A 26,938-nucleotide genomic window follows, 5' to 3' on the forward strand; every position below is an offset into this window, starting at 1 on the left:
GGCTGACTTAAATTTAAAAAAATATTAAATTTTTAAGGAGGTAAGAAAAAATGAAGAGCCGACAAACATTAAAAGCTTTACTGGCCTTTGTGTTAATTGTAGCTTTAATGTCGCTAAGTGGAGTATTAGTCCAAGCTCAACCCAACTTAACAAACTTATCTGGCGACTTTCCAGCAAAAAATTACCCTCCTCAAATTCAAAAAGTTTTGATGCAAGATTCTAACAAAAACAAAATCTTTGATAACCTGGAAGCAAAGCTTACTGATAAGCCTGACAGTGCGGAATTCCCTGTCGTAATAACCTTCAACAAAAACATAGATGATAACGAACTATTGAATATTTCTAAATCCATTGGAAAGTTTAATATAAAGCACAAATACAAAATTATTCCAGGAATTGCTGCTACTTTAACTAAAGGACAAATAAACGCTTTGTCAAAATTGGATATAGTAAAGCAAATTGAGTATGATGAGCCTGTATATGCGACATTAGACACCGCAACAAAATGGTTTGGCGTTACAAAAGCGAGAAGTGACTTTGGCGTAACTGGAAACAGAGATGGTAATCCTTCCTCTTACTCCAAAAATGATATAGTAATAGCAATTATTGATACAGGCATTGATGGTTCCCATGTTGACCTTGCTGGTGGCAAAATAATAGGATGGCGAGATTTTGTAAACGGTAAAACTACCCCTTACGATGATAATGGACATGGGACTCATGTAGCAAGCATTGCAGCAGGAACTGGGGCGGGTAACAGCCTTTATACAGGTGTTGCACCTGGTGCGGCTTTGGTAGGAATAAAAGTACTTGATTCGAATGGAAGCGGAAGTATGAGTACCGTAACGGCAGGAATTGATTGGGCTGTTCAAAACAAAGATGTATACGGAATCAAAGTCATAAATTTAAGCCTTGGAACTTCTACAAGTTCTGATGGAACTGACTCTACCTCATTAGCAGTAAACAGCGCCGTAGATAACGGAATTGTAGTAGTAGTTGCAGCTGGAAATTCAGGTCCTGCAAGGTACACCATAGGATCACCTGGTGCAGCGGAAAAAGCCATAACTGTTGCAGCAATGGCAGATGTAGGAGAACTTGGATTCAACCTTGCAAGCTTCTCTAGCCGTGGTCCCACAGCTGACGGAAGGATAAAACCTGACATTGCAGCACCTGGATATAATATAACTGCCGCAAAAGCAAATTCTATAAATGGCTATGTGACATACAGTGGTACAAGCATGGCTACACCTTTTGTAGCAGGTACAGTAGCCCTTATGCTTAGTGCAAATATAAACCTTGCACCAATTGATGTAAAAAATATAATAATGACTACTGCAAAAAGTTGGGGGCCTCCAAGCAAAAACATTGACTATGGTGCAGGAAGATTGGATGCATATGAAGCAATTAAAACAGCTGGAAATTTCACAGGAACTAATATATCTGTGCCAAACCATTATTATGCTAAAGATTCGCTCCCTGGGTCTGGTTACAGTGACATTTGGACATTTAACGTGACAAACACATCATATCCTATCGCAATAACTTTCATAATACCTGATTGGGCAAACTATAACCCTGATTTCGATATATACCTCTATGGCCCAACTGGTACTCTTATTAAAAGTTCAACTGGAACACAAAGGCAGGAAACAATAACATATATTCCAACACAAACGGGAACCTATTACATCAAAGTATATTCATACAGAGGCAGTGGAAATTATTACTTTGATTTAAGTACGGGCGGCGGTTCACTCACCCTTTCAAATAACGACATATAAAAATTAAAGAAGTATGGTGCCGATTGGCTCCATACTTCTTTAATTTTTACGACTTTCTACTTTATTTTCTCTTTTTTCAAGTAAAATTTTTTCGTCAAAGCAGTAGATTTCTATAGGTTCTCCTTTTAATAGTGCAAACACAACACTTTCTTTGGTTAATTTGATATTTATTTTTCTACCTTTGTATCTCACATTAAAAGAGAGCAAATTCCATTCTTTAGGTAGTCTCGGCTCAAAATGAAGTTCATTTGTATAAACCCTCATTCCACCAAAGCCATTCACAACTGCACTCCATGTTCCTGCCATAGAAGCAGCATGAATTCCATCCTTAACATTGTCATTGTAGTCGTCCAAATCCATTCTTGCAGTCATCATAAAGTATTTATAAGCTTTGTCAGTATATCCTATTTCATTGGCTAGTATGCTAAATATAGCTGGCGACAAGGAAGAGTCGTGAGTGGTAATAGGTTCATAATAATCGTAATTCTTTTTAAGTTCATCTTTAGTAAATTTTTCTCTCTGTAAAAACATCAAAAGCAACACATCAGGCTGTTTGCATATTTGATATCTATAAATATTTAGGTAATGCCAGTGCAACAAAAGTGGAAATTGATCTTGTGGTATTTGATCTACTGTTATCCTTTCTTTATATAAAAAACTGTCATCCTGTGGTATAATGTCAAGTTCATTTGAATAAGGAAGGTACATATTGTCAGCAGCTTTTTTCCACGCATTAATTTCTTGATCTTTTAGATTTAACTTAGAAGTAATTTTTTGGTATTTCTCAGGCACTTCTTTTTTCATTTTATTTGCAATATTATAGGCATATTCCAAATTCATTTTTGCCATGTAATTGGTATAAGCGTTATTATCAACCAATGCAGTATACTCATCTGGACCAGTGACACAGTTTATGCAGAATTTATTGCCCTTAAGAGGAATATACGCTCCTAAATTTTCCCAAAATCTTGCAGTTTCAAATAATATTTCACATCCATAGTCATAAAGAAAGTCCAAATCATTTGTAGCCTCCACATATCTTTTTAAAGCATAAACTATATCAGCATTTATGTGATACTGTGCCGTACCAGCCGGAAAGTATGCAGAACATTCAGGCCCATCTATCGTTCTCCAAGGATACAAAGCTCCTTTGTGACCTAATTCCTTTGCCCTGGATCTTGCTGCATCTAAAAGATTATACCTGTACATTACCAAAGCTTTTGCAATTTCGGGCTTTGTATAAAGAAAGAAAGGCATTATATAAATATCAGAATCCCAAAAATAATGGCCTTCATAACCTTCTCCCGTCAGCCCTTTTGCTGCAATATTTGTCTTCCCATCTCTTCCGACAGATTGAAGTAAATGAAATTCATTAAAGCGTATGCCTTGCTGCAGAGCTTTATCTCCTTCTATGATTACATCAGCATCTTCCCAAAAAGAATTCAAAAATTCTTCCTGCTCTTTTTCTATCGTTTCAAAGCCGTCATTTTTGGCTTTTTCTATTTCTTCTAAAGCAAGAGCAACCAATTTATATTCATCAAAATCCTTTGAAGTGTAATAGGAAATAAATTTATTCAATGTGTATGAGGTGCCTTTTTCAGCCTCTAGATCTACAATTACTTTTACTCCATCTTCTTCTAAACTATTTGAGACTTCATATTTACTATCTCCCACTAATGCATTGTCTATCGCGCAAACATAGGAGAAATTGCTCTTTTGCGTTTTTTGAACAATCCATCCTTTTAAATCCTCTACACCTTTATCTATAGTCTTTAAAACTTTTCCTTTTAAATTTGAACCTACTCTTACATCTTTACTATCATTTATATTTGAAACATTTCCGTCAATAGCGGAAATAAATCTAATTTTCCCACTAAAATTTACAGGTTCCACAGTAAAAGAAATTGCCGCTAAATGTTGCCTATTTAATGATACAATTCTCTTTATTTTTACCTCTAAAACTTTTCCTGTAGGGGATTCCCATTTTACTTTTCTTTCTACAAAACCTTTCTTCATGTCAAGTACTCTCTCATAAAATAGGATTTTCCCTTTTAGTAAATCAAACTGTTCCCCATCTACATACAATTTTATTATTTTACTATCTGCCACATTTAACATTGTCTGACCTATTTTTGCAAAACCATATCCCCCTTCAGGGTAAACTATATCGTGTATTTCATAAAACCCATTGATATAAGTCCCATTAAAAGAGGTATTTTTAGGCCCTGAATATCCTTCTTCAAAAGTTCCTCTTATTCCAATATATCCATTTGCTAAAGCAAAAATAGTTTCATTTCTGTAGTTAGTGTCTATACTAAACTGCGTCTCTCTTATAACCCAATCTTCAAAAGGGTAAATTGGTTTCTTCGTTTTGTTGGCCATATCCATCCTCCACTCTTACTTTAATTCAAAATTTTGGTCGGAAACAAAGTCGTTTCCGACCAAAATCAATTTAAAGCATTTACTTGCTTTCTGCGGCTTTTTTAGCTTCTTCTATCATGTTGTGATATTTATCAAGAGTAGGTTTAATAGGTTTATTTTCAAAGATTATCTCTCTTAGTGCTCCATTTATAGCCTTGTCTACATCAGCCCAGTATACAAGGTTTGGCCTCGGTTCTGCATGTTTTAATGCTTCATTTATAGCTTCAAAATATGGTTTCTGCCAATCTGCAACTTTACCATAAGCATCGCTTCTCATTGATGGCCATCCCAATTTAGCCACAAGTTTTTCTTGAACTTCTTTACTCATGAGATACTGCATAAACTTTATTGCCATCTCTTTATTAGGTGCACCAGTTGGTATTCCTATAACTTCTCCTCCTAAAACGTGGGACTCTTTAACCGGACCTGCCCAACCGTGATATGCCAAAATGTTCTTTTTACCATACTGCTCTACAAGAACGTTTGCGGTGTAAGGCCAATTTTCAACTAAATATACACTATCTTTTGCGAGATATTCTACAGGTGTATTCCAGTCAGCTTTCTTTGAGTCAGGAGAGAGGTATGGCTGTAATTCTTTCAAGAATGTAAATGCTTTTATTGAACCTTCATCGTTCAATACTGTTGGGTCACCACCAGCAGACCTTATAAGGTCAAACATTTGAACTGTGCTGTCAGGCCCCAAATTTTCTTTAATTATAACTCTGCCTATACCCTCTTTTTCTTTAAAAGTCTTTGCAACCTGTAAAAGCTCATCCCAATTTGTAGGTAGTTTCAAACCATATTCTTTGAATTTATCTGCGTTGTAAAAAGCTATCTCTACATTTGGTCTATAAGGCATAAAGTACAATTTTCCATTAAACTCTCCAACTGGAACAAGACTTGGTATTACTTCCTTGGGTATCATGTCTCTATACTGAGACAAATCTTCCACAAGCCCTTTTGCCACAAGCGGAGCAAGTTGCATGTTATCTTGAGTTATAATATCTATATCCATCGCATTTGCTTTGTGCATAGCATCTAACTTTTTAATAAGGTCTCCTGCTTCAATTTGAAGAGGCTCAATTTTTACACCATACTTTTGCTCAAATGGTGGAAAAATATCTTCCTTCATCACTTTCCACTCTGCTTCTCCAAGTCCCATTGAAACTTTTAAGACTTTTTTCCTCGCATCTGACACATTTTTACTCCCGCATCCTGCGATAAGGGTACCCAAAAGGGAAAGAACCACTAATACTGCTATTACCTTAGCATAAAACTTCCTCATAACTTCAGAAAACCTCCTTAAAATTTAATTTTTTATTTATATACAGTATCCGAAAAATTCGGATACGTATATACTAACCTTTAACAGCACCTGCAAGATATCCACTCTTCATATACTTTTGTAAGAAGAATGTCACAAGCATTACAGGGATTGTGAGTACTGCTGCATATGTGGCAGAATCAAAAATTCCTCCTCTTTGAACATAATAGTAAGTTTGAAGAGGCAAAGTCCTGTCTGAAATAGTCAAATAAAGTGCATAAGTAAATTCATTCCAGGAATTCAGCCATACAAATATAGCAGTAACAGCTATGCCAGGAAGTGCAATTGGCATTATAATCCTCATCAATGCCGTCAATTTACTTGTTCCATCAACTAATGCAGCTTCTTCTAGGTCCTTTGGTATTGTCTCAAAAGTTCCAACCAATATCCATGCTGCAAAAGGTAAATTTACAATAAGGTGTGCCATAACCAATCCTAGATAAGTGTCCATTAAATTTAATTTTATAAACTCAACTGCTATCGGAAGAGCAATACCTACATCAGGAAACATCCTTGTAAAAAATAGTGATAATACTACTGCGTATTTTATTTTTGATGGCATCTTCGCTATAACATAAGCCGCTGGAGCAGCTATTATAATTGCAATGATGGTAGTCATTGTTGCCACTACAAAACTTTTCTTAAAAGGAGGCCATATATTTCCTGAAAGAAATACATCTTTCCAATGGTCCAAAGTGAAGCGAGTAATAAAAAAATCTGGATGAGGCTTTAATATATCACTTGGCACTGCAAAAGAAGTTATAAAAAGTATATATACTGGTATAATCATTAATATTGCTGCTATTATAGCTATTGGAATATACGCTGTATTTGAAATCTTTTCACTAATATCTATTTTTCTCATCATTATTCCTCCTTAGTACCAGCTATTTTTAAGTAGCTTACTATAAATACTGCTATTATTAGGAGCAATATTGTAGATGCTGCCGCAGATGTATAGGCATTTGCATAATTGTTATACTCATCATATGCAAAGGTAGAAATAACAGGAGTAGCACGACCGGCAAGAACAAGTACAAGTTCAAATATTCTAAAAGCATCTATCGCTCTTAATATCAAGGCCATCGTTATAGAGGGTTTTAAAAGTGGCAATGTCACATATTTAAAAGTTTGCCACGCAGTTGCCCCGTCAATATTGGAAGCTTCATAAACTTCATCTGCTATACTTTCAAGACCAGCCAAAAGCAATAGTATAACCAGTGGGGTAACTTTCCACATATCAGCTACAGAAACCATAAGCAATGTCTTAAAACCACCGCTCGCCCAATCCACAGGAAGTTTAATTAAGTGTAATTTTTCTAAAAGTTCATTAAAATAACCATTCAATCCGAAAATATATGTCATAGCGACACCTGATACAAGGGTAGGAACTCCCATAGGAACCAACATCAAAGACCTCAAAAGCCCTTTCCCTTTGAAACTTCTTCTTAAAATAAGCGCAATTACAAGTCCTGCTGTCATTTCCAAAGTAAGGCTTATAAATGTAAGAGCTACTGTGTTAAAAAAAGCCTGTTTAAATTCTGTTTTACCTATAATCTCTTTATAATTTGCCAATGTGAATGCTTTAGTATACTGGTCTTGAAAGCTTAAAGTAATAGTTTGAATGATAGGGTATACAGTAAAACCTAAAATATACAATAATAATGGTAAAAGCATGGCAATTTCAAGTTTGTATTTCTTTACGAAGTTTACATAAGACATGCCATATTCTCCTTTCGTAAGCTTAAAATCTTCACTGCGCTTTTCATATTAAAATTGTAAGCGCTTACAATTTAAAAAAAATAAAACAAAGATTATTCTTTTGGAAATTTACAAGAATTTCTTACTACAATTTTGTGCTCTAAAATTGTCTGATACTCATCAATATTTTCCCCATTTAACATTTTTATAAGCATTCTAGCTGCAACAGCCCCTATTTCATACATAGGCTGTGATACAGTCGTAAGAGAAGGCCTTGTAGCTTCTGACAAGTCAATATTATCAAAGCCCATCACAGAAATATCTTCAGGACATGAAAGTCCACTGTCAAACACTGCATTTATTACCCCCATTGCCATAATATCACTTATCGCAAAAATAGCAGTAGGTCTCATTTCGCCTTTTAACATTTCCATCGCCGCATTATATCCGCCTTTATACTTAAAATTTGCTTCTTTAATAAATTTGTCATAAATTGGTAAGTCATTATCAATAAGAGCTTGCTTATATCCCCTTAACCTATCCACACTATCTATGGTTTCCTTCATATCGTCTAAAGGACCATGAATAATTCCAATCCTCTCGTGGCCTAATGATATCAAATAATTCACTGCATCATAAGCCGCTTTAAAATTATCAATTCCTACATAAGGCACATCAAACTTTGTTGTTCTTCCTGCAAGTACCACCTTTATATTGTCATTTTTAAAGACTTCATAATGCTCTTTTGAAAAATAGTCACAATGAAATATTATTCCATCAACCCACCGATTTTTTAGCATTTCTATATATTGAAATTCTTTTTCTCTTTTATTGTCTGCATTGCACAAAGTAATATTGTATTTATAAATATTGCAGACATCTTCAATACCTCTTACTACTTCTGCATAGTAAGGGTTTGATATATCAGGCACAATTAACCCTATAGTGTTTGTCTTCTTCATCGCCAGGCTTCTGGCGGGCATACTGGGTTTGTATCCCAGCTCTTCTGCTGCTTTTAAAACTTTTTGCCTGGCTTTTTCACTTACTAAAGGGCTATTATTAAAAACTCTCGAAACAGTTGCAATAGAAACACCTGCTAATTTTGCTACATCATCTATTGTCGCCATTTTGACACCCTTTTCTTAATTTACTGTAACCGCTTACAGTTTATATTATATTATGATTCTTTTAAAAATGCAAGAGTTTTTTATAAAAAATATTCCCCAAATACAGGGGAATATTTTCACACTACAGCAATTCTAATATTTTATCCGCTTCACTTAAATCCTTTAAAATTAAGTCTGCTTCTTTCACCGTTTCAGGATTGCCTACTCCTACTGCATACATCCCTGCTTTTTTTATTGCAGTGATGCCCGCAGCAGAATCTTCTATTCCAATACACTTTTCAGGAGAAATGCCAAGATGGTCTGCTGCATTTAAAAATATCTCAGGGTCAGGTTTTCCATGCTTAATTTCATTTGCATCCACTATATAGTCAAATTTATCTTTTATTTTTAAATTTTCAACAACAGTAAAAGCGTTTTTACTGACAGAGGCAATTGCTGTTTTAATGCCTCTTTTCTTAAGCTCTTCAATGAATTTCTCCACTCCCGGCAATAGATCCTTAGGTGTAATTCTCTTTATCATCTCTTTATAGTACTCATTCTTTTTATTTGCATAATATTCTTTTTCTTCTTGAGAATATTTTTTATCACTTTTCTCTAAAATTATCTCTAAAGACTGTAAGCGGCTTACACCTTTTAATCTCTCGTTTATAACTTCATCAAAATATATCCCCAACTCATCAGCGAGTTTCTTCCATGCTAAATAGTGGTATCTTGCAGTATCTGTAATAACACCATCTAAATCAAAAATTACTCCTTGATACCTTGCCATTTTATTCCTCCTTCGTTGCTTATTTTAATCCCGTTGTAGATATTCCTTTTACAAAATATCTCTGGAATATTAAGAATATCACTATAGTCGGTAATGTCAAAAGTATAGCTCCTGCCATTACCTGGTTCCAAAATTGATAATACTGCCCGTAGAAAGAATTAAGGCCTACAGGTAGTGTATACATATTATCACTGGATGTCAAGAGGCTAGGCCACAAGAAACTATTCCAATTGCCAGTAAACATAAAAATGAATTGAGTTGCAAGAGCAGGTTTAGACAAAGGCAAAACTATTTTAAAGAAAATCCCAAATCGTGACAAACCGTCAATTGTAGCTGCTTCTTCTAACTCTTTGGGAAGAGATAAGAAAAATTGCCTCATTAAAAATATTCCAAAATTGCTGGTCAAAAATGGAATTGTAAGGCCCATGTAAGTGTTCACCCAGCCTAATTTGCTGAGAAGGATATAAGTTGGCACCATCACTACCTGTCCTGGTACCATCATGAGAGCAAGCACAACCATAAACAATAAATTTCTTCCAGGAAAATTTATTCTTGCAAGTGCATACCCTGTCATAGAATTAAACAGGATATTGCCAAACGTCACTATAGCTGCAACTATAGCGCTATTTATAAACCACCTTAAAAAAGGAAATTTTGTAATTATCATTTTATAGTTATCTAAAGTTAAATGTTTTATATTTACAGCAAAAGTATTTAAATCACTGGTGGGTTTTAGAGATGTTATTATAGACCAAATAAAAGGACCAAGTGTAATTACTGCATATCCTACTACAACGATATAAAATAAAAGTCGCAACACCTTTTTCATCTATTGCCACCTCCTAATAGGTTTCTTCTTTGAAAAGCTTTCGCTGTATAAGAGTCAATATCAAGATTATTACAAATAATGCAAAAGCCATAGCTGAAGCGTAACCCATGTTAAAATCTCTAAAGCCTGCCCTATATATATCCAGCACGACTGTCATTGTAGCATCAAGAGGTCCACCAGTCCCTTGCGATACTACATAGGCTTGGTCAAAAACCTGAAAAGTACCAATTAATGACATTACTAGATTAAAAAACACTATTGGCCTCAACATTGGAAGGGTAATTTTGAAAAACCTTTGAAATTTATTAGCTCCATCAACTTCTGCAGCCTCGTACAATTCTGACGGTATATCCTGTAGCCCAGCAAGAAAAATCACCATGTAATTACCTACAGAAGACCATATCGCCATCATCATGATAGAAGGAAGCGCAAACCTTACATCATTAAACCAAGCAGGTCCTTGTATGCCAAATTTAGCTAACAAAGCATTAACTAAACCATCTGCTTTAAATAGATATAAAAATATTACAGAAACTGCAACTGTGGAGGTAACAGTTGGTATATAATAGGCAACTCTAAAAAATGTCTTACCTTTAATATTCGAATTTACAATTAATGCTAGTATTAAGGCAATAATTAGCTGTGTTGGCACTACTCCTAAAGAATAAAGTGTTGTATTTAAAAGAGCCCTTTTAAATGTCGGGTCGCTAAATAACTTTATATAATTTGCAAATCCAACCCATCGGCTTGCTTCAGGATTTAAAAAAGAAAATTCTTTAAAACTTATAATAAAAGCATAAATTAATGGTCCTATCAAAAAAATAGATATTGAAGCAATAAAAGGTAACACAAAAGCATACCCTGACAAAGCTTCGTATAAATACCTCTTTTTCATAGTCATTTTAGCTTCCATAAATACATCCTTCCCTTCAACCTTAAAAAATCATAATTACAGCACCTTATTTTAGTAAGGTGCTGCTTGTTTAAATTATTGTCCAACTTCCTTTTGTGTATTGTCAAGAGCTTGTTGAGCACTACTTATTTGCTTCATTATTAATGCTTCACAGGCTTTATTAGCCGCATCTACTACCTTTGTGCCATACAAGCCAAACTGCCATGGTACTGCATAGGAAGCACCATCTACAAAAGCAGCTCTTTCAGGATATTTCTCCTTAAATCCTTCTTGCATAGACTTTCTCGATGGAAGTGCAAGACCTGAATCTACTACAAATTGCTGTCCTTCTTTACCGGTTAAAAATTCAATAAGCTTAAATGCTTCATCTTTATGTTGGCTGTTTTTATTCATCACATATGCAACAGTGAAAGCCATTGTAGATTTTTGCTTTCCTGCTGGAAGCTCTGCTATACCATAGTTTAAATCAGAAGCTTTTTCTTTCAGGAATGGTATCATCCAGCCACCTTCTATTGCCATTGCAGCTTTTTTAGCAGCAAAAGCATCTCCATTCCAGCCTTCTCCCATGTTTTGTGGTGTGTCAGCAACTTTGTCTTTTGTAATGAGGCCTACATAAAAATCAAGAGCTTGTGCATTCTCTGGCAGATTTAAAGTAACTTTTCCATCTTGATATACTGAACCGCCATTTTGATTTATAAAAGCATCAAATCTTGCAAGGTCTGCTGATAAAACCAAACCTTTGACACCGTCTTTTGTCAACTTTTTAGCTACATCTCTTAATTCCTCCCATGTTTTTGGAGACTCATTTATTCCAGCCGCTTTAAACATGTCTTTGTTGTAAAACAAAGCTAGAGTATTGAAATCCTTTGGCAAACCATAAGTTTTTCCTTCCCACTGAAAAGCGGAAAGCAAAGCAGGTTCGAAATCATTTACATCCACATTGTATTTCTTAATATAATCATCTAATGGCTCTAAAACTCCTGAAGACATAAGCTGTGGTGCAGGCATGCTGTCAAGATAGAATATGTCTGGTGCTGTATTTGACGCCAGTTCTGTTTGTAATTTTTGCATGTAATCTCCCACAATTGTCTCAATTTGCACATCTATATTTGGATATTTTTCTTTAAACTTAGCTATTTGGTCATCCACTATCTTCTTTTCTGCTGGAGATGAAGACCACATACCTAATTTTATAGTAACTGGTTCCACCGTCTCTTGTTTTTGTGTATTTGTCTCATTGGCACTGGAGGTATTATTTTTACTGGATGAACAACCAGCTAAAACAGTAGCTAATACAAAGATCGTCAAAACAAAGATGCTTAAAAGTTTTTTACTCATTACCACTTTCCCCTTTCATAATTTTATAGTAAAATATCTGATTGAGGATTTAAAATTTTACTTCAACTTCACTTATCCCCCCTTAAAACTTAATCATTTTATTTTAAGGTATAGCGGGTTACCACCTGCCTGTACCTTTTTGACTATTTTAACGTAATCTCTTTCCCTTTTACCTTTACTTTTATATTTCCTTTTCCTTCTAATTTTTTTACTGACACGTCCTCTTTTGTAACAATTACCTCAATTAAATTGCCTTTCCAGAATACTTTATAGGAAAGTTTGTCCCATTTTTGTGGCAGCCACGGATTTATATTTAATATCTCTTCTTTGTCAATTTCCATTCCGCCAAATCCAAAAACAGCTACTTGCCATGTACCACCAGCAGATGCAGCATGCAAACCTTCTTTAGTGTTACCCTGATTGTCCACAAGGTCCACGTTAGCACTTCTCATAAAAGATTGGTATGCGTTTTTGTGGTCTCCCACTTTTAACCCCATAATAGCATACATGCTGGGACCTAATGAAGATTTGTGCATAGTTCGCTTTTCATAATATTCGTAATTGATTCTTTTCGTCTCTTCGTCAAATTCCTCGCCTAACAAAAGCATTAACATAACAACGTCAGCCTGTTTAATAAGCTGGGTATCACCTAATTTTGTTATATCAACACCTTCAGGCCATATAGGCATATTGTTTTCATCAAATTTATCAATGACATAATCTTTTTTATCAAAATAGCCTTCAAATTGTTCTATTAGCTTTTTGTTATTGTCATAAGGCATATATATTTTTTCTTCAACTTCTTTCCACTTTTCCATTTCTTCATTTGTCAAACATATCTTGTTTGATATAGCATGATAATGTTCGTGGTATTTTTCTTTTAACATATTGATTAGTTCAAGTCCCTTTTTAATATTCCATTTTGCAAGGTAATTAGTATAAGCATTATTATCAACATGTTCATGAAATTCGTCAGGACCTATGACATTGTTTATTTCATACCTATCTAATTCTTTTACATATTCACATCTAGATACCCAAAACCTTGCAGTCTCAAAAATGATTTCTGCACCATAATTCAACATAAACTCAATATCCTCTGTCGCTCTAAAATACTCCCACACTGCAAAAGCTATATCAGCAGTTATATGATGCTCTAAATCTCCTGTCCATATCCTTACAGGGTTTCCCATGTAATCAAATCCCCATTTAGGTGTCTCTTCCTCTCCTGTATCTGCAGATTCCCAAGGATATTGTGCTCCCTTATACCCATTTAAAGTCGCATTTTTTCTTGCTGCATCAAGCATATTGTACCTGTACATTAGAAGTGCCTTTGCCGCTTTTGGATGCACATATATGAAAAAGGGAAGCATAAATATCTCCGTATCCCAAAAGATATGACCTTTGTATCCCTCACCATGAAGAGCTTTCGCAGCAATACTTACCAGGAAGTCATTTTCATTGACAGAACTCATGAGATGAAAAATATTAAAACGCAAAGCTTTATCTGCTTCTTCATCCCCTTCAATATTTATATCTGCAACAGACCATAGTTCATCATATACTTTAATATTCCTTTTAAGCTCTTTGTCAATACCTTCTTCAGCAAAAACAAAGAGTTCTCTTTCCACCGTCGTCTTTAACAGATCTTTTCTTACGTCTCTTGAGGTATAAGTTATTACAAATTTGTCAATTACTACCGTTTTGTTCTCTGTAGCATCAAACTCAAAGTACTCAACACTAATTTCACCCAATGACAAAAATCTTCTAAATTTAGCTATGTTATTTTTTTCTTTATCTTCATAACGATATATCCTCACAGTACTGCCTGTGGCAATGCGAATATCATCGTCAACAGTTGCTGTTTCAAGATAAACTCCATTTTTACTTAGACTACTATTGTTAATCACTTTCAAATGCTTTACTCTATACTTTGGGCTATCTGCTGAATTTAAAACAGTCCCATCAATAATGCTCTCTATACCTACAACACCACTGTAATTTACAGGTGTTACAAATAGCTTAATTGCAGAACGATGAAGGTCGCTACGGCTTATAAACCTGTATCCCTCAATTCGAGTAATTCTATCTTTGTTGTCTTTTATCAACATACTCCTAAATAGAATACCTTTTTTCATATCAAGAATTCTTTTAAATTCTATCAACTGGCATTTATCCAAACTTAATTCTTCACCTTCAACATACAACTTTATTCTCAACCAATTTTGAGCATTTACTATTTCTCTAACCTGCGCATCTGACTTATCAAAAATTCCTGCAATAAAATTTCCCGGTTTTTCTCCCTCGCTTCCTTCCTCAAAAGTACCTCTTACGCCCATGTAACCATTTGTAAGTGTAAAAAGGGTCTCATATCGAGGATTTACCTCCGTATTATACTCATTTTGGAAAATAAGCCATTTGTCATCACTTATTAAATTGTTTACATCCTCTAAAAACATGTGCTTTATCACTTATATACCTCCATCCTTACCAAAAATTTTATCCGAAACGTTTTGGGTACTTTTTAAAAAAAATTATATCTTTCTAGCTGAATCTCTAATTACAAGCTTATGAGGTATTAATATATGCTGAGGCTTTTCCCCTTTTATAATAGATAAAAGATGTTTTGCTGCATTATATCCCATCTTAAAAGTATCTTGTCTTATAGTAGTAAGTCCAGGAGTAATAAGGGATGCAAGTTCAATATCGTCAAAACCTACAATAGAGATGTCATCAGGCACTTTCATTCCTAAGTCTTTTGCTGCTTTAAAAGACCCTATTGCCATCAAATCAGAAGCATGAAATACAGCAGTTATTTTCGGATGTTCAAAAACCAACGTCTTAAAAGAATTATATCCACCTTCTTGAGTAAAATCATTAAAAACTACATATTCCTCTTTATAAGGTATATTATTTTTTTCAAGAGCTTTTTTATAACCTTCTAACCTTTCAAAACTTACAGCCGCATCACCATGCCCATTTATAAATCCAATATTTCTATGTCCTAACTTTATAAGATAGCTGGTAGCTTCAAAAGCCGCCTGAACATTATCCGAACTTACATATCCCACTTTATCAGTCAGTATTGGTATATCAATCAAAACAGTGGGAATTTGTGTTTTCTCTATTTCTTTAATATAAGGATCACTCAATCTTAAGCCTTCTACAATAGCCCCTTCAACCTTTCTGTCATTGCAAAGCTTCTCATAGGAAGTGGCATCTTGGCTTTCGGGGTCTACAGTAAAAAGTATAAGGTCGTATTTATCTTTCCTTAATCCTGCTTTTATACCCGCAAGCACTTCGAGAAAGAAAGGATGATACGCCCCCGGTTTTATTAACTCAGAAACAACCAATCCAACTGTATGGGTTTTATTTGTAACAAGCCCTCTTGCAATGGAATTAGGAGTATAATTTAATTGCTCTGCTATTTTTTTAATTCTTTCACGGGTTTCCTCGCTTACATCCGGGTATCCGTTTAAAGCTCTTGAAACCGTTGTAACAGATACACCCGCATATTTCGCTATATCCTTTATTGTAACCGCCATTTAATATCCACCTTTTCCAAAACGTTTTGGTTGTTTAATTTCATTTTATCAAAAACCTATTCACCTGTCAACAGATTTTTTCTTTCCGTAAGGACACACTTTCATACAAATACCACATACATAGCCTCTTCCAATGTGTTTAAAATTTTTATTCATATATTCGCTACAGGCTCTCGCATCAACTATTTCTTCTCTCGGCATCCCTTCTTTCCATAAAGTACCATAAAGTGCTATAGCAGGACAGGCATCTACACATAATTTACAGCTGCCACATTTACTTTCAGTAATAGGGGTTCCTGTTTCAAAAAACATGTTAGTAAGAACAGTCCCCAACCTTACCCTGGGACCATATTCTTCAGTCACAAGAAGACCATTCTTTCCTATCCAGCCAAGCCCTGCTCTTGTAGCAGCAGTTTTATGTGGAAAAAGTCCTCTGTATTCTCCCAAATCAGCAATCGATTGAGATGCAGGAACAGCTAATGCTTTATAGCCCCATTTTTCAAGAAGAAGAACCGTCTTTAAGGTTATCTGGTCAATTAGCGTATTTACAGAACGGTAATGGTGATAATAAGTGTGAGTCGGCTTATTCTCAATTTCATCCACTATTCTATCTGCTAATTTTATTACAACTGTAATGGCATACGGAATATCTGAAAGAGTATCGGGAAGGATACCTGTAAGATTTGAAAAACCCACTAAAGACGCTCCCCACTCTTTGATTTTTTGCTCTAAAATTTTTTGTTTTTCCATCTTTATCAACCCTTTTAGTAAAATTTATGCACATAAATATTTTAACACAATAAAATATATTTTTTAAAATTTTTCAAAGTATATTTTTTATCTACCTACACAAATTAAGTATGAGAAAGAGTAAGGAGGGATTTAAATGGCAAGAGGTAGTTGGAATGATCGTCCAAAAATGGTACAAGAGGCTCACAAAGCCCTTGATAATATGAAATACGAAATCGCATCAGAGCTTGGCCTTCCAGTTAAACAAGGTTCTGAAGATTATTGGGGATATGTAAGTAGCCGAGATTGCGGCAAAGTAGGAGGACAAATGTTAAGACGAATGGTTCATTTTGCTGAATCTGCCATGGCAAGGGGCATCAGTATATATGGTTCTATTCCTGCACAGGGTGGCCCACAAGGTGCTGCAGGAAGTGAATCAGAATATATGCAAAGATAGAAAGAGAAAAAGAGAGTATTTCGTATACTCTCTTCAGTTTGTTGACAAAGTTAAAAAATATTCAAAGGAGATATTTTGCATCATCGCTCCGATGTTCCAAAGCGACAAAACATAAGCTTCCCCTTCGGGCTCCGGCAGGGTACCGGGCACAATCGGCCTCCTTGCCTCAGGTGCCCGCCTTCGCCATCCATGGCTTCGGCCCTGCCTCTACCCTCGGTCTTGCTAAGTTTTGTTGCCGCTTTGTCACAAGTCACTCCTTATGCAAAATATCTCCTTTACGAAAGTTTGTCTACAGTCTGAAGAGAGTATTTCGTATACTCTCTTTTATTATTGCATATTTTGTGATAGAATTAATTTAAACATACCACATATAGTAATAATGCGAGGTGGTAACTTGGCTTACGAAATACAGGAATTAGCAGAAAACAAGTTAATTATACTATACATCTTAAACAGAATAAATATGCCTATTACAGACGAGCAAATAAGCAAAATTATCTTAGATAACAAACTTATGAACTATTTCTATTTAAGACAGTACCTTGACGAATTAATAGAAACTGGCTTTATAAAATTAGAAGAAGAAAAATATTTTATTACTGGAGAAGGTATAAACATTTTAAAACTATTTTTCACAAGAATCCCCTTTGAAACACGGCAAAAAATAGACGAATACATCCTTTTAAACAAAGAAAAAATAAAACAGGAATCTCAATATATAGCCACTTATTACAAAAAAGGCGAAAATCAATATATAGCTAATTGTAAAGTCGTAGAAAATGATATAGTTTTGATTGAGCTAAATATAAATGTAGTAAACAGCGAGCAGGCAAAACTCATATGCGATAATTGGAAACAAAAATCTCAAGACGTATATGCATACATAATAAAAGTCCTCACGGGTCAATAACAAGGCCTTGGGGCTCTTTTCTTGTTTCAATAAACTTTACTACCCTCATTTCATCAATGTCAATTATATTCACTTTGTTTTCTTCTGCAGAAGAAACATAAGCATATTTATCTAAAATACATAAATACCCAGGTGCATATCCGCAATAAACTTCTTTTTTCTGTTTTGTAAATAAATCTATTTTGCATAGCGTATTAGAGCAAGAATTAAGCACATACAAAAAGTTTTCCTTTTTTCGTACTATTGTAGGAACTTTTCCCACTTCTATCTCATCAGTCACTTTAAAACTTTGCAGGTTTATCACAGAAATTTTCCCATTTATCCCCGTTTCAAAATAACTGTTTATTACATACAAACAGTCCCAATCTTCAGAGAAAGTCATCCCTATAGGTCTTGCCCCTGTTCCAATAAAATCTACAATACTATAACTAAAAGGGTCGATTAATAAAATTTCATCAGAGTTCATATTGCTCACAAAAATCAAATCATACTTTTCATTGTAAATTATGTCCTGGGGAAAACTTCCTACTTTAACTTGCCCTATCACTTTTTTCTCTCCAATATCAAAAATACTTATAGAGTCTGAGTCCCCATTAACCACCAATATATAATCTCCATGCATAATGCCATTATTAGGATAATTACCTACATACAGAGAAGTTTCTGAAGTAAAATCTTTTAGGTTTATTATACTAATTGAATTATCATAAGCATTTAAAGAATACAGTTTCTGCCTTTGTTTATCTAAAATTAATCGATGAGGACCACATAAATATTTAGAATAGACATTTAAGGGCAGATGCTTATTATTATATGATTTAATCTTTGCAAAATCTCTATGATTTGTCTCCAAATTAACTCGCTCTATAACATCTTCTCCCATATTGGCAATGTAAATGTACAAAACACATCCCCCCACATATTAGCATAATTCCATAATATGCAGGAGGATATATTTGAGAAACCAATAACTCCATAAAAAATCGCTCACTTAAATTGTGAGCGTATTGTAATATTTTTGTAAATTTACCACCAAAGTAATCATATATCATACCAATATATTGTGGTCGTTATCCTAATATTTGAGTTACTTCGCAACCACACGTTTTTTTAGCCTGTTGATAAGTCCGAAAACCTGCACAATTACTGTCATGGTCGGGGCAACAGGATTTGAACCTGCGACCTCACGGTCCCGAACCGCGCGCGCTACCGCTGCGCCATGCCCCGACACATTATTCATTTTATCATACTCCTTTCCTTTTTTCAATAAACAAAATAAAATTAAGCCCTATCCAAAGTTAAAAATATTAAACCATTTTTCAAAAACCGTTAACTTATAGCAAATTCTTCGAGAAATTCGGCCATAAAATGAATTTCTAAATTTTATAATTGCAATTGACAGATAAATGAATTAAGTGTATAATAAAATTATCAAATTGGAAAGGGCGATTGATATGACTTATTTAGAGTTAGAATTTATGCGCTCTTCAAAACAAGCAAATGCACCAATTAGAACGTTGAAGAAATGTAATGCAATTACATGTATCCATAATTGCAACAATTTTTGTGTGACCTATAAAGATTTTAAGTGCGATTTTCAAGAAGAAATTAAAATACCTGAACAATAAATCAGGCGGTCGAAAGACCGCTTCAGTTTGTTGACAAAGTCAAAAAATTTTAAAATAGGATATTTTGCATCGTCACTCCGATGTTCCAAAGCGACAAAACTAAACTCGACCTTCGGGTTCCGGCAGGGTACCGGGCACATTCGACATCCCTGTCTTAGTGCCCGCCTCCGCCATCCGTGGCTACGGCCCTGCCTCCACCCTCGGTCTTGTTAAGTTTTGTTGACGCTTTGTCACAAGTCGCACCGATTGCAAAATATCCTATTTTCGAAAGTTTGTCTACAGTCTGAGGCGGTCGAAAGACCGCTTTTATCATACGTCTATTATTTTTTCCATCAATTCATTCATGTTATATTTAATTTTTTGTTCTTTAGCAATCCTCAAGAGCCTCAAATATTCTTGTCTTGCAAAATCGTACTTCAGCCTTGCTAACTTTATCTTGAGGTAGTTGTCATTTTCCAGCATTTCTAAATTTCTTTCTGCTTCTTTCATCGCCTTTAGTGCTTTATCTATCTCCCGTAACAACGCAGTCCCTGTCATTTCCATAACAACCACCTTCTCATTACGGCCTTTACACCTTACATTATATTAAAACTATGTCTTAATTATTACCTTTTTAAGCATAGCCCTCACATAACCAATCATGTACAATGACCCACAAAAAAGTACCATATCTTCTTCCTTAGCTATATCTAAGGCGTATTTTACCGCCTTTTCAATATTTTCAATTGGAATTACGTTTTCTTTATCTATCTTTTGTGCAAGTTCACTTGCCTTATAAGCTCTTTCACTTATTGGGGTAGTTGTTATTATAATATCTGCCTCTGACACAATGATATCCAGCATTTTCTGCGTATCTTTGTCTTTAAGCATTCCAATTACTAAAATCAGTCTATCATATTTGAATAATTTTAGAGACTCTTTCAAAACAGTCATTCCTTGAGGATTGTGAGCACCGTCTATCACTAGGTAGGGTTTTTTTCTCATTACTTCCAATCTTCCAGGCCATTTTGCCCTGTAAAGCCCTTCCCTTATATCTTTTTCTGTAATTTCGTATCCATACATTTTTAATTTTTCCACGCTCTCTACTGCCAAAGCAGCATTGTAAATCTGATGTTCTCCCAATAAAGCAACTTTTAAGTCCTTGTATTTTTTGTAGTCAAAAATCTGAAAATCAGGGTTTTGTTCTTTTATAATTACGTTACTTTTTTGAAGTACAGTCAAATAAGCATTTCTTACCTCACATGCTTCTGTGATGACCTTCATCGCTTCTGGCTGTTGATAAAAACTTACCACCACTCCATTTCGCTTGATAATGCCTGCCTTTTCATATGCAATCTCGCCTAAAGTATGTCCCAATCTTTCTGTATGGTCATAATCAATAGTGGTTATAACAGAAACTAATGAAAAATCAATAGCATTTGTTGCGTCAAATCTACCTCCAAGTCCTACCTCTAAAACTACAAAATCCACTTTTTCATCATAAAAATATTTAAAAGCAATTGCAGTTACCACTTCAAATTCCGTCGGATGATTGTATCCTTCCTCGACCATACGAGATATTATAGGCTTTATATATTCAACATAATAAATCAACTTTTCCTTGGAAATATTTTCTCCATTTATTCTCATTCTCTCTTCAAATTCTTCGAGGTAGGGAGAAGTATATAAAGCTACTTTATATCCAGCCTGCTGCAAAATGTTGCTTATAAAAGCTGATGTAGAGCCTTTTCCATTCGTACCAGCAACGTGGATATTTTTAAGGTTTTTTTGAGGATTCCCCATATAATTTAATAATCTTCTTATATTTTCCAATCCCAATTTTATGCCAAATTTGTATGTATCATGTATGTAGCTAATTGCTTCTTCATAGTTCATTTAATCCCATCTCCCATATAAACGGATTTTACAAAAACAATCCCATCAAAACCTCATCTACGTATTCATCACCAATTTTAAACTGTTTTTTCCTTCTACCCTCTTCTTCAAAACCAAATTTTTTATAAAGGTGTATTGCTACCTTATTAGTACTAAAAACACTGAGGCAAAGTTTTTCATAACCTTTGCTTTTTGCCCAATTAATAGCTTCCGTAAACAACTTTGTTCCGATTCCTATATTCCTAAATCGAGCGTCTATACTTATACCTATTTCTCCTACATGTTGTACTTTAGGAGACCTTCCTCCATAATAACGAAAGAGAGTAAGGCAGCCTACGATTTCACCACCGTAGTCTGCCACTAGGATCAAATCTTTGTTGCGGTCTAAATTTTTAATAAGCTGTTTTTCTTCCTCCTCAGACCAATTAAATGTCTCTGACACCATATACAATTTTTCTCTTCCAACACTGTTTAAAAGCTTTATTATCCCCCTCGCATCTTTTATCTTGGCCTCTCTTATAACCAGTTGAGACTCTTTTTTGGGCCTTTTAAACAAAGATAACATACAAATCCCCCTAGAGGTTAACTCTTTAATAACTTAAGTCTCTCCTCTATGTTTTTAAGCATTGTAGTATATTTTTCTAATTTCTCTCTTTCCGCACTGACTACTTTTTCTGGCGCTTTTTTAACGAAATTTTCATTATTTAAAAGCCCTTGTGCTCTTTCAATTTCGCTTATCACTTTTTGTCTTTCTTCATTAAGCCTCTTTATCTCTTCTTCTAAGTCTATTAAATCTTCAAGTGGAAGTACCACCAATCCTCCTTCTATTGCTCCACTCAAAGCTTTATGAGGAATTTTACTTTTATCTGTTTCAATTACAACTTCGCTAGCACCTGCAAGTTTCATTATATAATTTGTACCCACTTCAAACATTTTTACATAATTTTCATTTTCAATAGCCACAATAACTTTTGCTTTTTTAGAAGGGGAAACATTTGCTTCTGCCCTTAAATTTCTAATGGTCCTAATAGCTTCCATTATAATCTCAGCATTTTTCGCTTCTTCAGTGAAATCAAGTTCTTCTTTGTATTTCGGCCATTCAGCAATCATTATGCTCTCGCCCTCATGAGGTAAATTCTGCCATATTTCTTCAGTTATAAAAGGCATAAAGGGGTGCAAAAGCCTCAAAGTATTATCAAGCACATATCTTAAAACAGACTTTGTAACCTTTTTAGCTTCAAGGTTATCACTGTATAACACAGGTTTACTAAGTTCTATATACCAATCGCAAAATTCGCTCCACACAAAGTCATAAAGTTTTGTCGCAGCTATTCCTAACTCAAATTTTTCTAAATTCTCTGTCACTTCTTTTACTATATTGTTATACCTTGTCAAAATCCACTTATCAGCAATAGTTAACCCCTCTGTATAAAGGTTAGTATCATTATTAGTTAAATTCAGCAACACATATCTTGAAGCGTTCCACAATTTATTTGCAAAGTTTCTGCTGAGTTCAACTTTATCTTGACTAAACCTCATATCGTTTCCTGGAGCATTTCCTATGACTAATGTAAACCTTAAAGTGTCTGCTCCATACTTTTCAATAACCTCTAACGGGTCTATTCCATTGCCAAGAGATTTGCTCATTTTTCTACCTTGAGCATCCCTGACTAAGCCATGTATCAAGACATGCTTAAATGGCACTTCTTTCATAAATTCCAAACTCATAAAAATCATTCTTGCAACCCAGAAGAAAATTATGTCGTATCCCGTAACAAGTACATCTGTCGGATAGAAATATCTTAAATCTTCTGTTTCTTCTGGCCAACCCATAGTAGAGAAAGGCCAAAGTGCAGAACTAAACCAAGTATCTAATACATCTTCGTCTTGATGTATGTGTATGCTTCCGCACGCTTCACATTTTTCTGGGTCTTTACGCGATACAGTTATATGACCACAGTCATCGCAATACCAGGCAGGAATTCTATGTCCCCACCATAATTGCCTTGAAATACACCAATCCTTTATGTTTTCTAACCAATTAGTGTATATTTTTTCGAATCTTTCAGGCACAAACTTAATTTTTCCTTCTTTTACAACTTCTAAAGCAGGTTTCGCTAAAGGCTCCATCTTTACAAACCACTGTTTGGAAAGTAGAGGCTCAACTACTGTATCGCACCTGTAACAATGTCCCACATTGTGAACGTGGTCTTCAACTTTTAGAAGTAGTCCGAGATTTTTGAGGTCTTCAACTATTCTTTCTCTCGCCTCATACCTATCAAGACCTTTATATTTTCCTCCGTTTTCATTAATCGTCGCATTCTCATTCATTATATTAATAAATGGAAGATTGTGTCTTGTCCCCATCTCAAAGTCATTTGGATCGTGAGCAGGTGTAACTTTAACAGCACCTGTTCCAAATGAAGGGTCAACGTAACTGTCAGCAATTACAGGTATCTCCCTTCCTACAAGTGGCAGTATCAAAGTCTTACCTACCAGGTCCTTATACCTTTGATCATCAGGATTTACAGCAACTGCTACATCCCCCAGCATCGTCTCAGGCCTTGTAGTAGCTATAACTACATATCCATCTTCACCTTTTATGGGGTATTTGATGTACCACAAATGCCCTTTTTGCTCTTTATGTTCCACTTCCGCATCAGATAAAGCAGTGTTGCAGTCTGGGCACCAATTTATTATCCTGTCACCTCTGTATATAAGCCCTTTTTCATAGAGAGAAACAAAAACTTCTCTTACCGCCCTTGAACATACTTCATCCATAGTAAAGCGTGTCCTTGTCCAATCACAAGAAGAACCCAACTTTTTTAATTGGCTTAAAATACGGTTTTCGTATTTGTCCTTCCATGCCCATGCCCTTTTCAAAAACTCTTCTCTTCCTATTTCTTTCTTCGTGAGCCCCGTTTCTTCTCTTATCGTGTCTAAAACTTTTATCTCCGTTGCAATGCTGGCATGGTCTGAGCCAGGTATCCACAAAGCTGCATAACCCTGCATTCTTTTCCATCTTATCAATATGTCCTGCAAAGTATTATCAAGTGCATGTCCCATATGTAATTGCCCTGTTATGTTTGGAGGTGGTATAACAATAGTAAATGGCTGTTGTTCAGGGTCTATTTTAGGAGTAAAATATCCTTTTTCCATCCAAAAAGCATAAATTCTATCTTCAAATTCCTTTGGATTGTAGGTTTTAGCTATCTCTTTCATGCCTTACACTCCCTCCGTAAAATTTTAAAACCCTTTCACCTATAAAGGGCGAAAGGGCATTTCGCGGTACCACCTTCATTTATCACTCAAGCTATAACGGGCAGACCCGTTTAAACCTACTGGACGTCGGTTTACAGGCTCCAGAGCTACCTTCAGTGTACCTTTGGCGGGAATCCTTTCAGCCCGTGGGATACCCCTCTCTTTAGCCAGTATACACTTACTCTTCTCTTTCATAGCCTCATATTCCATTTGATATATAATATATATAAAATCTCACCAATTGTCAACAGTTAATTCCCTACAGGTTAAAGGAACTCAACTAATCTTTCAAATTGAGTTGTTCTAAAAGATAGTAAAGCATTTTTTCCTATGGCCAATAACATGGGCTTCTACTATCATGCCTACTCTTATGTTTTTCTCTTCTCTTTTACGATTGTACAAAGGTTTATTGTCAATAGTTGCCTCTGCTTCATAGTAATTAAGCCCACTTTGTTTGTCTAATCTCGAGTCTATACTTAATTTTACTATTTCACCTGACAGCTCCCCATACTCTTGATAAGGCAAAGCTAAAATATGATATTTTATTTTTTGACCAACTTTTACGTTTGCAATATCTTTGTTAGGAATATAAAGTTTTACTATATATTCTGGATTATCTGGAATAATCTTAACCATTTCTAATCCACTTTGTACTAAATCCCCTTCTTTTATACTCGTTATCATATCAATTTTCCCATCTACTGGAGATTTTATAATATAATCCTCAATTGCAAGATTTACATTCTGAAGGTCTCCTTTTAATTTCTCTATTTCTTTTTCATCGGAGTATATATTATCTTCTATTTGAGTTATGGTATCTGCTGTGAATTTTTCTACATTTACATTATTCAAACTAGCTTTAATTTCTTTAAGTTTTGCTTCATTTTGTTCGATATTTGACTTGAGGCTAAGCATGTATTGATTTTGATAGTTTATAAAGTCATCTTTTGCATTTTGAACTATCTTTTCTGCATCATAATATTTTTCTGTTAAGGCATTTTGCAATTGTTGAATTTTATCTTCTCTTTGTCTTATATTCATCTGGTAATCAATAAATTGATTGTAATAAGAGCTATCAGAAGAAAAATAATTATGATTATCGTTTATGGATTTTTGTAATAATTTTAAGTTATCTATATTATTTTGAATGGTTTGTATTTGTTGAGGTAAGTTTTGTAATTGATGTAATTTTGTTTCATTTTCTTCTATACTTGCCGTAACACTCATAAGATATTGATTTTTATAAATTTCAAATTCCTGTTTAGCATTGTTTAAAGCAACTAACGCATCCTCAATTTGACTGGGTAACGCATCTGGATTTTGCAAAATAGAATCATATGTTTTCTGCAGTTGGGCAATTTTGTTTTGGTATTGTTGAACATTCATTTGATAATCTAAGAATTTATAATAGTAGGAGTTATAAGTTGGAAAATAGTTTTTATTATCGTAAATAGATCGCTGAAGAAGTCTTAAATTATTGATTGCATCTTGTATATCTTGAATTTGAGAATATTGACTCTTTAATTGATTTAATTGTTGATAATTCTGTTCTATATTGCTTTTGATGTTTAGCGTATATCCATTTTTATAATTTGCAAGTTCTCCTTTTGCATTGTCAATTGCTTCCTGGGCCTCTTCAATTTGCCTCAACAGTTCGCGTTGTAATTGCTCAATTTTATCCTGTCTCTGATTAATATTCATTTGATAATCAACAAACTGGTTGTAATAAGAAGTGTCATTGTTTATTTTATTTTCATTTTGGTCTATGGATTTTTTTAAATTTTTTAAATTTGCCAATATGTTATCTACATTCTGTGCCTGAACATTAATACCGTAAAGTTGGCTTTCTAAGGCTTTTTTATTTATATAAAAATCTAAATACTTGTAGTAATAATACATTTCATTCTCAGAACTTTTATCAAAATAGTTCTTCCCATCCTGAATACTATTTTTTAATTTTTTTAAATTTTCCACTTCACTAATCTTATTAGCAAGTTGTTTTTCTAATATGGATTTTTGTAATTCTAAGTTTTTATGCTCTATTACGTATAAAGCATCTCCTTTTTTCACTTTTTGACCATCTGTAACATATATTCTCTCCATATTGCCTGTCACTTTGTTTGAAATGATAAATTCATTTTTGTAAGGTCTTATAATTCCGTTTGCTTTAACAACTATTTCTTTCTCACTAAAATAAGACCATATCAAGAAAGATATAATGAGAAGTAATAAAATATAAACAGAAACACTCGCAATAGGATGCGGTTTGAATTCTAAAAGTTCTCTGCTGTCTGTAAGTTCTTCTATATTTTGTACTATCTCTCTCACAA

Annotated in this window: 21 protein-coding genes, 1 tRNA gene and 1 other annotated feature; of the genes, 3 read left to right on the forward strand and 19 right to left on the reverse strand. The window is 34.5% G+C overall.

Features of this window, described 5'->3' with window-relative positions; all coding sequences use genetic code 11:
* Positions 1–50 precede the first annotated feature (50 nt).
* A complete protein-coding gene (locus BUB32_RS09790) occupies positions 51–1,781 on the forward strand; it encodes a S8 family serine peptidase (protein ID WP_072969220.1) in 1,731 nt (576 codons plus the stop codon).
* Between the two features lie 39 nt (positions 1,782–1,820).
* Here BUB32_RS09790 and BUB32_RS09795 read toward each other — a convergent pair whose 3' ends face one another.
* The 12 genes from BUB32_RS09795 to BUB32_RS09850 form a co-directional block, all read right to left on the reverse strand.
* The gene (locus BUB32_RS09795; protein WP_072969221.1) at positions 1,821–4,163 is read right to left on the reverse strand and encodes a glycoside hydrolase family 65 protein; all 2,343 of its coding nucleotides are present in this window, start codon (positions 4,161–4,163) and stop codon (positions 1,821–1,823) included.
* 79 nt (positions 4,164–4,242) lie between these two features.
* Entirely contained in the window at positions 4,243–5,487 is a 1,245-nt protein-coding gene (locus BUB32_RS09800) for an ABC transporter substrate-binding protein (RefSeq protein ID WP_072969222.1), read from the reverse strand.
* 73 nt (positions 5,488–5,560) lie between these two features.
* Entirely contained in the window at positions 5,561–6,391 is an 831-nt protein-coding gene (locus BUB32_RS09805; protein WP_072969223.1) for a carbohydrate ABC transporter permease, read from the reverse strand.
* Between the two features lie 2 nt (positions 6,392–6,393).
* Positions 6,394–7,248 carry a carbohydrate ABC transporter permease gene (locus BUB32_RS09810; RefSeq protein WP_072969224.1) on the reverse strand — a complete coding sequence of 285 codons (855 nt, stop codon included), beginning with the start codon at positions 7,246–7,248 and terminating at the stop codon, positions 6,394–6,396.
* 92 nt (positions 7,249–7,340) lie between these two features.
* Complete coding sequence (locus BUB32_RS09815; protein WP_072969225.1) at positions 7,341–8,354, reverse strand: LacI family DNA-binding transcriptional regulator; 1,014 nt, start codon at positions 8,352–8,354, stop codon at positions 7,341–7,343.
* Positions 8,355–8,475: 121 nt separating this feature from the next.
* Positions 8,476–9,123, reverse strand: coding sequence for a beta-phosphoglucomutase (gene pgmB / locus BUB32_RS09820; RefSeq protein WP_072969226.1), 648 nt, complete (start codon positions 9,121–9,123; stop codon positions 8,476–8,478).
* 19 nt (positions 9,124–9,142) lie between these two features.
* Entirely contained in the window at positions 9,143–9,952 is an 810-nt protein-coding gene (locus tag BUB32_RS09825) for a carbohydrate ABC transporter permease (protein WP_072969227.1), read from the reverse strand.
* A gap of 13 nt (positions 9,953–9,965) precedes the next feature.
* Entirely contained in the window at positions 9,966–10,865 is a 900-nt protein-coding gene (locus tag BUB32_RS09830) for a carbohydrate ABC transporter permease (protein WP_072969228.1), read from the reverse strand.
* Positions 10,866–10,940: 75 nt separating this feature from the next.
* Positions 10,941–12,203, reverse strand: a complete 1,263-nt coding sequence (locus BUB32_RS09835; RefSeq protein ID WP_072969229.1) for an ABC transporter substrate-binding protein — start codon at positions 12,201–12,203, stop codon at positions 10,941–10,943.
* A 143-nt stretch (positions 12,204–12,346) separates the two neighbouring features.
* A complete protein-coding gene (locus tag BUB32_RS09840; RefSeq protein ID WP_072969230.1) occupies positions 12,347–14,674 on the reverse strand; it encodes a kojibiose phosphorylase in 2,328 nt (775 codons plus the stop codon).
* A 63-nt stretch (positions 14,675–14,737) separates the two neighbouring features.
* Positions 14,738–15,748: a LacI family DNA-binding transcriptional regulator gene (locus tag BUB32_RS09845; RefSeq protein WP_072969231.1), complete on the reverse strand. Its 1,011-nt coding sequence runs from the start codon at positions 15,746–15,748 to the stop codon at positions 14,738–14,740.
* A 60-nt stretch (positions 15,749–15,808) separates the two neighbouring features.
* Positions 15,809–16,498: a 4Fe-4S double cluster binding domain-containing protein gene (locus BUB32_RS09850; RefSeq protein ID WP_072969232.1), complete on the reverse strand. Its 690-nt coding sequence runs from the start codon at positions 16,496–16,498 to the stop codon at positions 15,809–15,811.
* A 136-nt stretch (positions 16,499–16,634) separates the two neighbouring features.
* Here BUB32_RS09850 and BUB32_RS09855 point away from each other — a divergent pair, with 136 nt between their 5' ends.
* Together BUB32_RS09855 and BUB32_RS09860 are read left to right on the forward strand one after the other, a co-directional pair.
* Positions 16,635–16,934 carry an alpha/beta-type small acid-soluble spore protein gene (locus BUB32_RS09855; protein ID WP_072969233.1) on the forward strand — a complete coding sequence of 100 codons (300 nt, stop codon included), beginning with the start codon at positions 16,635–16,637 and terminating at the stop codon, positions 16,932–16,934.
* 394 nt (positions 16,935–17,328) lie between these two features.
* A complete protein-coding gene (locus BUB32_RS09860) occupies positions 17,329–17,844 on the forward strand; it encodes a DUF4364 family protein (protein ID WP_072969234.1) in 516 nt (171 codons plus the stop codon).
* On the opposite strand, the gene BUB32_RS09865 is transcribed toward BUB32_RS09860, so the two are convergent.
* From BUB32_RS09865 to BUB32_RS09905, 7 genes are all read right to left on the reverse strand, one after another.
* Entirely contained in the window at positions 17,831–18,748 is a 918-nt protein-coding gene (locus tag BUB32_RS09865; RefSeq protein ID WP_072969235.1) for a YncE family protein, read from the reverse strand. The genes BUB32_RS09860 and BUB32_RS09865 overlap by 14 nt on opposite strands.
* Before the next feature lie 248 nt (positions 18,749–18,996).
* Positions 18,997–19,071 (reverse strand) — tRNA-Pro (locus BUB32_RS09875).
* Between the two features lie 710 nt (positions 19,072–19,781).
* The gene (locus BUB32_RS09885) at positions 19,782–20,015 is read right to left on the reverse strand and encodes a hypothetical protein (protein WP_003870333.1); all 234 of its coding nucleotides are present in this window, start codon (positions 20,013–20,015) and stop codon (positions 19,782–19,784) included.
* A 48-nt stretch (positions 20,016–20,063) separates the two neighbouring features.
* Positions 20,064–21,347 carry a bifunctional folylpolyglutamate synthase/dihydrofolate synthase gene (locus tag BUB32_RS09890; protein ID WP_072969236.1) on the reverse strand — a complete coding sequence of 428 codons (1,284 nt, stop codon included), beginning with the start codon at positions 21,345–21,347 and terminating at the stop codon, positions 20,064–20,066.
* A 28-nt stretch (positions 21,348–21,375) separates the two neighbouring features.
* On the reverse strand, positions 21,376–21,912 hold the full coding sequence (locus tag BUB32_RS09895; protein WP_072969237.1) for a GNAT family N-acetyltransferase: 537 nt from the start codon (positions 21,910–21,912) through the stop codon (positions 21,376–21,378).
* Positions 21,913–21,929: 17 nt separating this feature from the next.
* Complete coding sequence (locus BUB32_RS09900) at positions 21,930–24,569, reverse strand: valine--tRNA ligase (protein ID WP_072969238.1); 2,640 nt, start codon at positions 24,567–24,569, stop codon at positions 21,930–21,932.
* A gap of 41 nt (positions 24,570–24,610) precedes the next feature.
* Positions 24,611–24,812: a binding site (T-box leader), on the reverse strand.
* A 99-nt stretch (positions 24,813–24,911) separates the two neighbouring features.
* Positions 24,912–26,936: a beta-barrel domain-containing protein gene (locus BUB32_RS09905; RefSeq protein ID WP_072969239.1), complete on the reverse strand. Its 2,025-nt coding sequence runs from the start codon at positions 26,934–26,936 to the stop codon at positions 24,912–24,914.
* Positions 26,937–26,938 lie beyond the last annotated feature (2 nt).

The organism is Thermoanaerobacter uzonensis DSM 18761 (genome assembly GCF_900129115.1).
Lineage (GTDB): Bacteria > Bacillota > Thermoanaerobacteria > Thermoanaerobacterales > Thermoanaerobacteraceae > Thermoanaerobacter > Thermoanaerobacter uzonensis.